The 12,818-nt window shown below is 68.5% G+C and carries 10 protein-coding genes and 2 pseudogenes; 5 read left to right on the top strand and 7 right to left on the bottom strand.

The window, feature by feature from the left end:
• Positions 1–150 precede the first annotated feature (150 nt).
• The 4 genes from AC07FA_RS33375 to AC07FA_RS33360 all read right to left on the bottom strand — a co-directional run bounded on the left by AC07FA_RS33375 (position 151) and on the right by AC07FA_RS33360 (position 6,252).
• Complete coding sequence (locus AC07FA_RS33375) at positions 151–810, bottom strand: DUF5825 family protein (protein WP_479080095.1); 660 nt, start codon at positions 808–810, stop codon at positions 151–153.
• Positions 811–834: 24 nt separating this feature from the next.
• Positions 835–2,736 (bottom strand): RiPP maturation radical SAM C-methyltransferase, encoded by a 1,902-nt coding sequence (locus tag AC07FA_RS33370; RefSeq protein ID WP_479080094.1) that lies wholly within the window; start codon positions 2,734–2,736, stop codon positions 835–837.
• Positions 2,737–3,097: 361 nt separating this feature from the next.
• The gene (locus tag AC07FA_RS33365; RefSeq protein ID WP_479080093.1) at positions 3,098–4,999 is read right to left on the bottom strand and encodes a S9 family peptidase; all 1,902 of its coding nucleotides are present in this window, start codon (positions 4,997–4,999) and stop codon (positions 3,098–3,100) included.
• Positions 4,996–6,252, bottom strand: a complete 1,257-nt coding sequence (locus AC07FA_RS33360; protein ID WP_479080092.1) for an MFS transporter — start codon at positions 6,250–6,252, stop codon at positions 4,996–4,998. The genes AC07FA_RS33365 and AC07FA_RS33360 overlap by 4 nt, the downstream gene beginning before the upstream one ends.
• Before the next feature lie 989 nt (positions 6,253–7,241).
• Here AC07FA_RS33360 and AC07FA_RS33355 point away from each other — a divergent pair.
• From AC07FA_RS33355 to AC07FA_RS33340, 4 genes and pseudogenes are all read left to right on the top strand, one after another.
• A complete protein-coding gene (locus tag AC07FA_RS33355) occupies positions 7,242–7,667 on the top strand; it encodes a YczE/YyaS/YitT family protein (RefSeq protein ID WP_479080091.1) in 426 nt (141 codons plus the stop codon).
• Positions 7,664–7,955, top strand: a pseudogene (locus AC07FA_RS33350) (helix-turn-helix domain-containing protein); the annotation flags it as partial. The gene AC07FA_RS33355 and the pseudogene AC07FA_RS33350, both read left to right, overlap by 4 nt.
• Positions 7,956–8,420: 465 nt before the next feature.
• On the top strand, positions 8,421–9,605 hold the full coding sequence (locus AC07FA_RS33345) for a globin domain-containing protein (protein ID WP_479080090.1): 1,185 nt from the start codon (positions 8,421–8,423) through the stop codon (positions 9,603–9,605).
• A complete protein-coding gene (locus AC07FA_RS33340) occupies positions 9,602–10,315 on the top strand; it encodes a pyridoxamine 5'-phosphate oxidase family protein (RefSeq protein ID WP_479080089.1) in 714 nt (237 codons plus the stop codon). Before AC07FA_RS33345 ends, AC07FA_RS33340 begins: the two co-directional genes overlap by 4 nt.
• A 212-nt stretch (positions 10,316–10,527) precedes the next feature.
• On the opposite strand, the gene AC07FA_RS33335 is transcribed toward AC07FA_RS33340, so the two are convergent.
• Together AC07FA_RS33335 and AC07FA_RS33330 are read right to left on the bottom strand one after the other, a co-directional pair.
• A complete protein-coding gene (locus tag AC07FA_RS33335; protein WP_479080088.1) occupies positions 10,528–10,839 on the bottom strand; it encodes a hypothetical protein in 312 nt (103 codons plus the stop codon).
• Between the two features lie 206 nt (positions 10,840–11,045).
• A complete protein-coding gene (locus tag AC07FA_RS33330) occupies positions 11,046–11,447 on the bottom strand; it encodes an ATP-binding protein (protein ID WP_479080087.1) in 402 nt (133 codons plus the stop codon).
• 477 nt (positions 11,448–11,924) lie between these two features.
• Between AC07FA_RS33330 and AC07FA_RS33325 the strand changes: the two genes are divergently transcribed.
• Complete coding sequence (locus AC07FA_RS33325) at positions 11,925–12,683, top strand: NUDIX hydrolase (RefSeq protein ID WP_479080086.1); 759 nt, start codon at positions 11,925–11,927, stop codon at positions 12,681–12,683.
• Between the two features lie 8 nt (positions 12,684–12,691).
• On the opposite strand, the pseudogene AC07FA_RS33320 reads toward AC07FA_RS33325, so the two are convergent.
• Positions 12,692–12,818 (bottom strand): annotated as a pseudogene (locus AC07FA_RS33320) (IS5/IS1182 family transposase); the annotation flags it as partial.

Here is a 12,818-nt window from a genome sequence, read left to right as displayed (position 1 = left end):
GCTGCCACGTCGTCGAGCACTGCTTCGACCGACATGTGCGCGTGCGCCCGCGTGGTGCCCCAGCCCGTCGGCGACGGCCACCGTCTCGTCGGAACGGTCACCCAGGGTGGCGAGCCCGCGCCTTGCCCCCAGGCGGCGCGGGCCGGGCGATCAGATCACCAGCGGTGCCTCCGACCAGCGGCGGACCCGGTACGGGGCCCACCACACGTGGTCGCCGAGGCGGAGAACGAGGGTCTCGGCCATGAGGTCGTCCAGGACCGCCCGGGGGATGGCGTCGGCAAGGGCACCGTCGGTGAGGGCCTCGATGGCCTCGTGGTACTCCGGTTCGTCGATGGTGAAGCGGCGCAGCTCGCCGTAGCGCCGGTCGCGGACCTGGATGAATCCGGGGCCGTACCGGAAGATGCACTTGCAGATGTAGTACGCGTTGCGCCACGCGAGTGCCGTCGCGGCCGGGTCGGCGGTGCCGAGGACGGCGGTCGGCGGGTGGAGATGGCTGTAGTGGCGCCAGGCGTCGGGGTCCGGGCCGGTGTGGAGTTGCCAGTCGACCGAGATGGCCATGCTGGACAGGTCTCCCACGAAGCTGAGCGCCCTGACCGACCAGGCCGCGTCGGCGGTGTCCGTCACGTCGACCGGGCGGGGCAGCGTGACGTGCCTGGCCCCGGCGGCGAACAGCCGGCGGGCGGCCTCGCCGCCGCTCATGTCGATCTCGTAGCGGCCCAGGGCCATGGCGGGCAGCATGCCCACCTCGGGGTCGTAGTCCCGTGAGGCGGTCACGGTGAAGGGTGCGGGGCCGGTGAGTGCAGGAGTCATCGTCGTCTCTCTGTCGGGCAGTCGTCAGGCGGTCGTCGCGGCGAGTTCGGTCTCGCGGGCGGAGCCGTGCCGCATGAAGTCGATCCGCAGGTACTCCTCGTTGCGTGCCGGCGGCGCGATCTGCACGAACTGCCCGCTGTCCTCGAAGACCACCCCGAGCGCCCGCCACCGCGTCAGTACCTGCCGCAGTGCGTCCTCGCCCACATGGTGGTCCTTGTCCAGCTTGCGGGCTGCCGCCTTCACCGTGTGCGGCTGGTCGAGCAGCCGGAACAGGGCCAGCTCGAACGGGTCGGTCAGTTCCAGGTGCGTCCAGTCGAAGGCCCGGCGCTTACTGACCAGGACGATCCGGTCTTCCAGATCGCAGTGGGTGAGACGGCTGCCGGCGTAGTTCCGCCTCCAGTGCGAGATGCCTTTGTCGAGGCGGTCGACGACGTCCTCGCCGATCCCGCGCGGCGGCACGTCGAAGACGTACGCCAGGTCGAACATCTCGGCGTCGGGAAGGTCGTAGGTGAGCCGGTACGGTTCGGCCGGGCGCAGTTCGGAGAAGCCGAGCCCGGGGTTGCTGAAGTACGGGCTGAACCGCTCGATCGCTATCCGGGAGGACGGGCCCACGGGCGGGTTGAGGTGTTCCAGCGCGGCCAGTTGGGCCACCACGTCGTCGTAGTCCTCGCGGTCCTCACCGGGGAAGCCGTGCAGGTAGTTCCAGGCCACCGAGAGGCCGACGGTGGCGGCGTCGCGGAGCATGCGGACGTTCTGGCCGCCGGTCACGCCCTTGTCCATCAGCGTCAGCACCCGGCTGTTGAGGCTCTCGATGCCCGGCTGGACGAAGATCAGGCCCGCGTCGGCGAGGGTCTGGAGCTGTCCCCGCCGCATGTTGGACTTGATCTCGATGTGCATGCGCAGGTCGAACCCGCTGTCGATGATGCGCGGCAGCACCGTGTTCACGTACCCCATGTCCAGGATGTTGTCCACGACGTACATGTCCAGGACCCGGTGCCTGCGGGCCATCTCCATGATCTCGTCGTAGAACACGTCCGGGCTCTTGCTGCGGAACTCCATGAACGAGCCGTTCAACCCGCAGAAGGTGCAGTGGTGCTTCTCGCCCCACCAGCATCCCCGCGCGCCCTCGACGACCAGCTTCGGCTCGACCCAGTGCCGCGCGTGTGACGAGGCGAGCCTCTCGAAGTACCCGGAGTAGTCCGGCGGCAGGATCGCGGCCGGCGGCAGCGGTTTGGTGCTCATGGCGTTGACCACGGAGGCGCCGTCCGCGTCGCGCCGGCACAGTCCGGGAACCTCTGACAGCGGCTCGCCGGCGTCCAGCGCCCTGATCAGCGCGGGGAACGACACCTCTCCCTCGCCGCGCAGGACGTAGTCGACGAAGGGGAAGTTGCGGTGAACGGCCTCGCCCTGCTTGCCGTCACAGTTGGCGCCGCCCATGGCCGTCACGATGTGCGGGGCGAGGCGCTTGACGTACTTGGCGGCCGCCAGGGCAGCCGTGTTCTGCTGGAACGTCGAGGTGAAACCGACGACGTCCGGGGCCAGTTCGACGATTCGTTCGGCAATGTATCTGACGAAATCGGGCGCGGTCACGTGCAGCGCCTTCGTCATCTCCATCCGGGCTCCGCGTACCCGGCTGCTCATCGCCTCGGTGAATTCGGGAACCCGCCACTCGGGGTCGTCGTAAAGGGCGGAGGAGAACACCCAGTCGCCGCAGCCCAGGAAGTAGGAGCCGAGCGCGTAGTAGGAGTAGTCCTCCAAGGTGAATTCCGTGTTCTTGGTGATCCAGTCGACGTATTCGATGTTGGCGTGGAGAACGTCCGCTGATCCGTTCGGGACGCGCTCGTCGACACTGCGCTTGAGAATTCCGAGAGCCAGCGACGGGAGATCGATCGGGGCCCAGGGCATGTTTACCAGGAGTACGCGCATGGCTCGCCTCTTCTCATGTGATCAGTGCACGGAGAGCTGTCAGGCACCCGGCCGGGGTAGCCGGCAGGCACCGGACCGGGCACCTGCCGACTTCCCCGGGTGGGCACCGCACGGGGCGCCAGGCCCGGGACCGGCTCCTGGTTGGAGCCGGGGGTCTGGCCCGGTCCAGTCACGGTCCGGCCAGCCCGGCGTGGTAGGGGCCGGTCGCACACGGGGTGCGGGCCGGCCCCCTGGTGCTACTTGTCTTCGTCTTCCATCTCCTCCGCGGAGCGGAGGTAGACGACGACGCCGACGCCCGGCTTGCGGCTCTCCTCGTCGCCGTCGAGCGGGTCGCCGTGGATGATGTCCTTCTGCATGATGTTCACCTCCCCTCCGGGGGTGGGAGCGGCTCGGCCCGTACGGGTGCCGAAGGCAGCCCTCGGCCGAGAAATCTGAGGGACCGCTGGATCACGGCCAGGTGGTCGGCTCCGTCGTAGCCGTCGTGGCCCGAGTCCAGCCACATCACCTCGTGGGTCACACCGCCCGCACGCAGCACGGCCAGGTAGGCCTCGACCTGTTCCGGCGGGCACTTGGCGTCCTGCCGTGCGGCGACGACCAGCAGCGGGGAGCGGATGGCGGCCGCGTACGAGGACGGGGAGGCGTGGGCGTAGGCGTCGGGCACATGGTCCGGAGTACCTCCGAACAGTGCGGTGTCCAGTGCCTGGAGGGCGGGCGTGGAGTGCCGGAACGCCGTGGCGCAGTCGGCGAGCGGCTTGACGGCCACACCGGCGTCCCAGAGGTCCGGACGGGTCCCCATGGCCAACAACGTCAGATAGCCGCCCCACGACGTGCCGCACAGGCCCACGGCGCCCTCGCGGCCGATGCCCTGGTCCAGCAGCGCGGCTCGGGCCCGTACCAGGTCGGCGACCTGGGTGTGGCCGACGCCCTCGGAGTAGGCGGAGCGCCAGCGCGGCCCGTAGCCGGTCGAGCCCCGGTAGTTGACGCGGGCCACGGCGTAACCCGAGCCGACGAGTGCCTGCACCATGGGGTCGTACGCGTCGCGGTCGTGGTCGGCCGGGCCGCCGTGCACGAGGAAGACCAGCGGATATGGTGCGGGACGGTCGGCGGGTGTGGTGACCAACGTGTGCACCTCGCCGTCGGGCCCGGGCGTCCACAGGTCCTGGCGGCGGCCGAACCGGGGAAGGCGCCACTGGCTCTGCCCCGGCAGCGGCGCACCCGACAGGGACAGCGCCCGCGGTACGTTCACCGCGTCGGTCCAGATGAAATGCACGTCGCTGTCGGCAGCCGGTGACGCGTCCAGGATGCTGCCTTCCGGGGTGGGCACCGGGGTCAGCTCGCGGCGGTCCAGGTCGGCGGTGAACAGCCGGCTGCGGCCGTGCCGGTCCTGCCGGATCAGCACCCGCGCGCTACCCGGGCCGGGATACCAGCGGGCGGTCGTCTCGGTGTCGAACGAGCACCAGGGGAGCAGCTTCAGTCCGCGTCCGGGGGCCCAGGTGCCGAGGTGGTAGCGGCCGGCCCGCTCGCGCATGACCAGCAGCAGGGTGCGGCCGGGCATCGGTCCGGGTCCGGATAACGGGGTCGGTCCGGATAACGACCTCGGTCCGGATAGCGGCGTCGGACCGGGTGAGGGCACCGGCCCGGGTAATGACGCGAGCGCGGGCGCGAAGCCGAGCGCCCAGGTGCGTTCCCTGGTGCCGGAGAGCACCGCGACGGTGGTCCCGTCCGGGGTCAGCAGCGTCACAGCACGGGCGGAGTGCGCGGGTCCGGACACCGCCAGCAGCCGTCCGTCCGGCGCCAGGTCGCACAGCGTGCCGGCATCCGTCGTGTGCAGGACGGGTGCGCCCGTGCCGCCGCGTCGCCCCAGATGCACGCTGAGTCCATCGGAGCTGCGGATGCCGACGGCCACCGCGCCCCCGTCCGCCAGCGCCAGTCCGGCGGGCCGCCCGTACGGCACCCCGGCCAGCGCAGGACGGTCCGGGCCGCCGTCGAAGTCCTGGGTGCGCCAGCCACCACTGCCGCCGCGGTCCTCGTCGAACCACCACACGGCCTCGTCGCCGTCGATGGCGCACAGCAGCGTGCCGTGCGGACGGTCCGTCACCTGGCGTCCGGCGCCGCTGGAGCGGTCCCATGTGAAGATCTCACACCGGCCGTCGGCATCGCCGGTGTACACCATCCGGTCCGGATTCCGAGGGCTGGTCACCGGCAGCACCGGCCGGTAGACGCCGTAGGTGCGCGTGGCCGCTTTCGGCGGGGCCGGTGTCACGGTGCCTCCCGGGCCACGAGCCCGGCGCTGACGGTCGCGTACAGCGCCAGCCCGGCGAACGCGCCCGAGCAGCCCAACGCCACCGTCCGGCCCCCGTACGCGGCCACCAGGACCCCCGCCGCCACCGGCGCCAGCACCGCGACGCCCTGGCCGGCGGTGCCCAGCACCGTCCCCATCCGGGCCAGTAACCGGTCGGGGGTGACCAGCACCGCCCGGGTCTGCAGCACGATCACCACGGACGGCACGATCAACGACACCCCGCTCAACAGCAGCCCGTAGGACCAGGTCCGGGACGCGAACGCGAGCCCGGCCGCCGTCGGCACCATGGCCCACGAGGCACCCGTCACGATCCGCGCGGCCGGGACCCGCCTGACCAGCCACGGCGCGGCGAGTGCGCCCAGCAGCCCGCCGACGCCTGCCAGGGTGAGGATGAGCCCGATCGAGGAAGGGCTGGCGCCTTGGGCGTGGGAGGCGAACACCGCGTGGAAGTACAGAGCGCCGAGCAGCGCGTTGATCCCGGCGGTCCACACCACCACGAAGCGCAGGAAGGGCTCGGCCCACACGAAGCGCAGTCCTTCGGCGAGGTCACGGGCGAACGACGCGGCCGGGCCCTCCCGGCCGGGCGTCAGATCCGCGCGGATCGCCTTGGTCAACACCGCCACCAGCAGGAACGACGCCGCGTCCGCGAGCAGCGGCACCCATCGCGCCAGCTGGTACAGAACGCCACCCAGCGTCGGTCCGACGATCTGCACCGCCTGGTCCCGCGCTTGCAGGTACCCGATCGCCCGGGCGTACCCCTCGGGCGGCACCAGCCGCCGGATCGTTCCGCTGGCCGCCGCTCCGTAGGTGGCGCTGGCCGCCTGCTCGACCGCGGCGGCGACGAGTACGTGGACGAGGACGACGTGGCCGAGGGCCACGGCCACGAACACCGATCCCATGGCGCCCGCCGCGACCAGGGCCGCCGCGTACATCATCGGCTTGCGCGGCCACCGGTCGGCGAACACGCCCGCGACCGGCGAGACCACCAGTCCGCTGATGAGTGCCACCGATGCGACGAGTCCGGCGAGTCCGGGCGGATACCCGGCGCCCAGCAGGATCAGCGGGAGAAAGAGGGAGGATGCGCAGGTGCCGAGACCGTCGACGGTGCCCGCAGCCCAGAAGAGGGAGAAGTCCCGTCTTCGGAATGGTGACGAGGACGATTCCTTCGATAATTCAGGCTCGGAAGTTCTTGATTTCTCCTCGGCCTCGCCCATCAAGAGTCCCGCTCGGAGGGTATTGCTGACGCTGACGCACCCACAATGCCCCCTGCAATAGGCGGACTTACGGACGTTGAGCGTTGCGATCGTATCGAACAGATACACGCGTCACAACACCCAAGTTCGAAGTGCATTTCTGATCAAGGAACGAGGATTCACGGCGTGTCGCGGTGGTGACGCGTGTGTTGCGCATTCGATGCGGCGGTGGGACGAGCCGGAGAGCGGTGCGTAGGGCGCGCCCGGTCAGGACCTTGGCCCGGAAATGACCCGGGACGGTACCGGGATTGGCTTCATATTCCGACCTGTGCCTTCGATGTGCGGAAGGAAGGGCGCCTGATGGGGAAACCCCCTGGTCAGGCGCCTTTCTTCTGTGTCTAGAAGAAGCCCAGCTTCTTCGGCGAGTACGAGACCAGGAGGTTCTTCGTCTGCTGGTGGTACAGGCGGCTACGCCCTTCTGAACAGCAATGATGCTGGTCCGACGCGTCGAACATGCGGAGTTGGCCCGCGTATGGTCCGGATCTTGGTAGGCGGGCGGCGTCGTCTTGAACGTGGAGCTGGGGATTGATCCTGTGGCACCACATGGCACAGGTTGGCGAATGCGTCCTGTGGGGTCTAGCTGGTCCAGTTCAGAAGCGTTTGCGTAGGTCTGGTTGCTGTGGTCCAGGGGCGTCAACGCTGTTGGTGATAGATGCGTGACACGTGAGGCACTTCTGGCGGCTTGTTCCGACACGGGTTCTGCATGGGCGGGCCCTGACGCGGCGAGCTTGCCGGCCTGTTCAGGCGAGTCCCGTCGCGTAGTTGGTGCGCCCTCAGGGTCTCCTCACCAGAGGGCGCCCTGCTCGGGAGGCGTACTGGACGTCGGAGGTGTCGCCGTCAGGTGCACGCGCGTCTTGGTGTTGATGGCTCGAGGTTCCGTCGTCACTGCGCCTGAACCGTTCCGGGTTCGGTAGGGCGACAAATCTGATCTCGCTGCTTGTGCTTATTGCATGGATCCCCTGCGAGAACTGCCCGGGCTTGGCACGCTCCTCAACGTCGCGATCGTCGGCTTCGCCGCAGATGCCACCGCGGCTGTGCTCCCCAACGCACAGGGGCCACTCGCCGAGATCGGATACCTCGTCCTCGGCCTCGTCGCACTGGCATTCTTTGACGCGCTCTACCTCGGCGCGCAGTTCGGGCCGGGACCACGCGACGGCATCATGACCGGACTCGTTCGGCTCACCCACCTACCCGTCGCCCTTGTGCGCACCGGCATCGACGTCGCCGTTGCTGGCGGCGGCTGGCTCTTGGGTGGAACCGTCGGGGTCGGCACCGTGCTGATCGCACTGTGCATGGGGCCCCTCGTCGGCTGCTTCCTACCGCTGGTAGCAGTTCGCCTTCCTGTCGTTTCTGCACCCACACGGCACACCCGATGAGCGTGAAGAGGCCGTCGCTTCACCGCAACGCCCCGCTGTCCGTTGAAGGCCGACGCCGCCTCGTCGAACGCTGTAAGTCCCGCCCGATCGCCCACGTGGCCGCGGAGATGGGGATCTCAAGGGCGTGCGCGTCGAAGTGGGCAAACCGGTTCCGCCGCTATGGCGAACTGGGTCTGCACGACCGGTCCTCCGCGCCTCGCCACCAACCGACAGCCACGCCGGGCGAGGTAGTTAGTGGAGCAAACCGAGCGGCTACGCCGGGAACACAAGTGGTCCGCAACGCGCATCCTGCTGCTCGAACTTTGCCCGGTGCAGGTGCCGTTGGAAAGCGCCGCGAATCCGAACCCGCACCACACGTCGTCCTCGCCCGGCCGCCGCGCGCCAAACCGCTTCAGCCGCTCCTGCATCCGGGCCGCGGCCGCCAGGCCGGCCTGCTGTCGACGCTACCGCTGACGTTCGGAGCGGGCCCGCTGAAGAGTGCCGATTCTCTGTGCTTCGAGTGAAGCTGTCGCGAAGGTTGAATGAGACTCGTTTGGCAGTGCAATGCGGCGGGCACAAGGGTGCGTCCGCTGATCATGCTTCACGGCTCATTGCCTGCCAGAGTTGGAAGCCCCTCACGATTGCGAAGCTGTTCTTGTCTGCACATCTGTCCATCCTGGTCACCTCAGCATCCGGCCCGGCCCCTTGCTTCCCCCACCTGTCTCATGCACGAGCCCCAGAGCTCTTCCGCCTTGCGTCGGATGGTGGCTGGAGATGATGCCCATAGCGCCCACGAGTCGGGAGATCTCCCTGGTGCGCTCCAGCCTGGCGGTGGTCGCACCGCAGGCCACGGACCTGACGGTGTACTTCTACGCCATCCTCTTCGCCCGTTATCCCGAGGTCCGGAGCCTGTTCCCCGACAACATGGACGTCCAGCGTGACCGGCTGCTGCGCGGACTGCTGCGTATCATCGACCTGGTCGACGACGTGGACAACCTGGTGAAATTCTGCTCCCGGCTGGGACGCGACCACCGCAAGTTCGGGACCATGGACGTCCACTATCCCGCGGTGGGCGAGTGTCTGCTGGCCGCTGTGGCCCGCTATGCGGGGCCGGCCTGGAACGACGAGGTCGCCGACGCCTGGACCCGCTCGTACTCCCTCGCTGCCCACGTGATGATGTCGGCCGCGGCCGATGACGTGCGCCTGCGCCCGGCTACCTGGGAGGCGCAGATCATCGATCATGCGTACCGCGGGCACGGAATCGCTGAGATCACCGTGCGTCCTGATCTGCCCTACCCCTTCGTGGCCGGGCAGTACGTGAGCATGGAAACCCCCTGGCATCCCCGTGCCTGGCGGCATTACTCCCCCTCCCACCCGCCGCGTTCGGATGGCACCCTCACGTTTCATGTGCGGGCTGTTCCCGATGGGCCGGTCAGTAGTGCGCTGGTGTATCACGGAACGCCGGGTCACACCGTGCGGCTGGGGCCGCCGCAGGGCGACATGACACTCGCGTCGGCAGGTGACCGAGATCTGGTGTGTGTGGCTGGCGGTACCGGCCTTGCGCCGATTCGTGCCCTGCTGGAGGAAGCAGCCGTCCATGATATGCGCCGGTACGTCGACCTGTTCGTGGGAGCCCGCACCGCCGAGGAGCTCTACGGCCTCGACGACATGCTGCGTATGGCCCAGCGCCACCACTGGCTGACGGTCCGCGCATCCGTCTCCCACCAGGAGATTCCCGGCCAGCAAGGCACGCTCCCGCAGGTCCTGCGCGAATTCGGCCCCTGGGACCGGCACGAAGCCTTTCTGTGCGGCCCGCCCGTCATGGTCACTACAGCCGTTGACACCCTCCTGCGTCAGGGCACCCCACGGGCTCACATCCACCACGACCCCATCGACACTCCCGTGCTCACCGCTCCCCTCACACCGCCGCGAACCAGTCTGGAGAACGACCCCCTGTGACGCACCACCACACCACCCCCTCACACGGAGAACGCCGGTTGCAGGACCACCTGGGCAGTCGGGAGCGAGCCGATGCCTTCTACGACCGGCAGGTCCACGCACACCTCACAGCGGCCATGCGTGACTTCATCCACCGCCAATCTATGGTTTTCCTCTCCACCGCCGATGCCCGCGGGCAGTGCGATGCCACCTTCCGCGCGGGCCCCCCCGGCTTCGTCGTTGTTCTGGACGACCAGACCCTGGCCTACCCCGAATACCGCGGCAACGGCGTCCTCGCCAGCGCGGGCAATATCACCGAAAACCCGCACATCGGCCTGCTTTTCATGGATTTCACCCAGGACCATATCGGACTGCACGTCAACGGCTCCGCCGGGCTCGTCGGTGATCACGACCTGCGAGGCGCCCACCCCTGGATACCGGCCGACACTGCCCCGGGGCGCAGACCCGTGCTGTGGACTTTGATCAGCGTCCACGAGGCCTACGTGCACTGTTCCAAACACATTCCGCACCTCGAACCCGCACCCCGCGCATTGTCCGCGCGCACACGCCCCAAGGACGCCGACTACTTCCCCGAGAGCCCCGCCTCCACCGCCACCGTCTCCGAACTCGACCAAGGCAGACCTCTTGAGCATCCTCACGCCGGGATTGCGCAGGAGCGGCAGAGCAGGTCGGTTCCGGCATGGTCACGCGCACGCCCTCAACCGGACTGACCCGAGCATGCCGCTTTGAGCCGCGCCGAGGTGGCTCAGCTTATGCAGTCAGGAACCGGTCCTGCGGGCACAAGCCATAGAGTGACACTCCTTCGCGTGTTGCGGTTCGGGGTGTCGGGAGGGGCCAACCTCTCGACATGAAGAATTCCAGCGCCAATTGAGCACGCCTAGTGGAAGGCGAGTGCGATTGACCTGCGCTTTTCCGGCTTCTCCTAGCGCGGCTTCCCGGCGCTGATGAGCATCTGTTGGGCGCATGCCTGCCGGTGCACGCGCCAGCACCATGCGCGCATCTGCTCGGCCAGCTCATGGACTTCTGCTGTGCTCGGGTCCGGCTTGGTCCGCATCCGGGCTTCCGCCGTCGCCTCCTGGTAGGCGTACGCGATCGCCTCATAGGCGTTCCGGCGGCGGGTGATTCGGGTCCATCCGCAGCGCCCGGTTTCCTGCTCCAGCACGGGCAACGCGCAGCGCGGCCAGTGCTCGTTGTCCCGGGCGGGCTCGGTGTGGACGTCTACCCAGGCGGACACGCGCGGGTCGTGCAACGGGCCGTAGGCGTAGTGCTCCAGCGGCACGGGCACGGCTCCATCGGCGCGCAGGGGACCTCCATCTGCGGCTCGCGCGGCTGCTGCTCGACGAGGGGCGCCCTCGGCAGGCGGTGCGCCAGTGCCATGAGGTCCTCCCGCTGCCCTGCAGAGCGCGCTCCGGCATACCGACTGGCGCAGGTGCCTTGGTGCTACCGGGGGAGGAGGGCGCTGACAGTCTTGCCGCAGATTGTCCGGTGGGTCACTGCGGTGGTGCGGGCGAGGCGGTTGACCATGGGCCAGCCGAAGCCTCCGGTGGCGCCGTTCAGGTCGGGGGTGCGCATGCGCGGGGGCTGCGTACTGCCGTCGTGGACGGCCACCTCGATGCTGTCCGGGTGTTCGGTCAGGTCCAGGGTGCAGGTGCCGCCGCCGTGACGCAGGACGTTGGTGACGAGCTCCGAGACGACCAGGACGACGGTGCCGACGGTACACGTGCTCCGACGCCAGATCCGTATCGTCCGGGCGGCCCCAGTCCAGCGCCTGCTGTACCCGTCCCGCCTGCAGCATGATGTCGGCAGCCGCCCAGCGTGCTGGCTCCCAGCCAACCTCGACAAACGGCTTCAGTACGCCCAGAGCCCGCTCGAACTCCGCTATCTTGCACAGTTCGCGCGCTGCCGCCCTCGCGCAGGACCACGCTCCCCTTGAAGCCGCCTGGACCAGCAGCTCCACGTGCCCCTGCTCTACCAACAGGTCCACCAACACGGGTGGGTAGCCACCGAGACCCCGTGACTGCCACTTAAGATCATCAATATTCACGGGCTGAGCGTACGGCCGCCCACTGACAAACCAGCAGCCCCATAATCCGGTCGCTCAGCTAGCCGACCGTCGACAACGTGCCTCCTCTAGCCGTTTCGATGCTCCTCAGCCGCACCGCTTTGACAGGTGCGCAGCGAGTCGTCCTCACGACAAGGCAAACGTTGCCTGATACGGCACTAGGTAGTGGCAAAAACCAAGGCGGCCGGCAGGCATCCTCTCCCTGTGTGCCTTGGGCACTTCGCCATTTGCAGTCGAAGCAGCTCTACCATGGGCGGGTGACCGAGCCGCTTCCCTCTTTGGGTGTTGACCTCTTCGATGTGTATCAGGTGCAGTTGAAGGAGGTTGAACCGCCAGGGCTGTCGTCGGAGGATGAGCTGGCCAGAGACCGTGTGTGGGATATGGCAGTACAGGCCAACCCCACCCTCTTCGATGGTCCGGTGGTCGCGTGCGCCGGGATGGAATGGGAAGGACCGCACAGCGTCGTCCTCTCCTGGGCGCAGGTGAGCTACCGGCATTACGCACTGCGCCGGGTACCCGGCAACACCGCGTGGCTGCCGTCGCTGTTCGTGAACATTGTGCAGCCGGCGCGCGACGGGTCTCTGATGGCGGCCAGAATGTCGCCTTCAACAGCCGCCCCCGGCCGCTGGCAACTGCCCGGCGGCTCCGTTGAGCCGCCCGAGAACGGTGAAGCGCTTGATGAGGCCGCACTGCGCCGCAACGCCGCGCGCGAGCTGGTGGAAGAGACCGGGCTCGACACGGCCCCCGAGGAGCTGCGGCTTTGGGCGGTCACTCGCGGCGAGAACCGCAGCGTCGGCCTGGTCTATTTGGCCCCTTCTCGGTCGGCGGCCGAAATGCATGAAAGCTTCATGACAGCTGCGACTGCCGAGCGGGCCAAGGGGCGTGAGCCTGAGCTGGACCGGATCGCTCTGGTGGGCCGGCCAGGCCAGCTTGCGGACCTGGCCGGGCCGCACGCGGACTACCTGGAGCCTATCGTCCGCCGCTTTGCCCAGGCCCGGCTACCAGACGACGCTTAGACCGTGTCCTACGTGGTGAGGCGGACGAGTCGCTTGTAGTAGCAGATGGCGGCGGCGAGGCCGAGAAAGGCCAGGTAGTTGCGGGGATTCCGTTCGTAGCGGTGGTTGAGCCGGCGGTAGCCCGTGAGCCAGGCC

It is taken from the genome of Streptomyces sp. NPDC045968 (assembly GCF_056430475.1).
The sequence above is the reverse complement of the archived record's forward strand: the minus strand, read 5'-3'. Positions and strand labels throughout refer to the sequence as shown.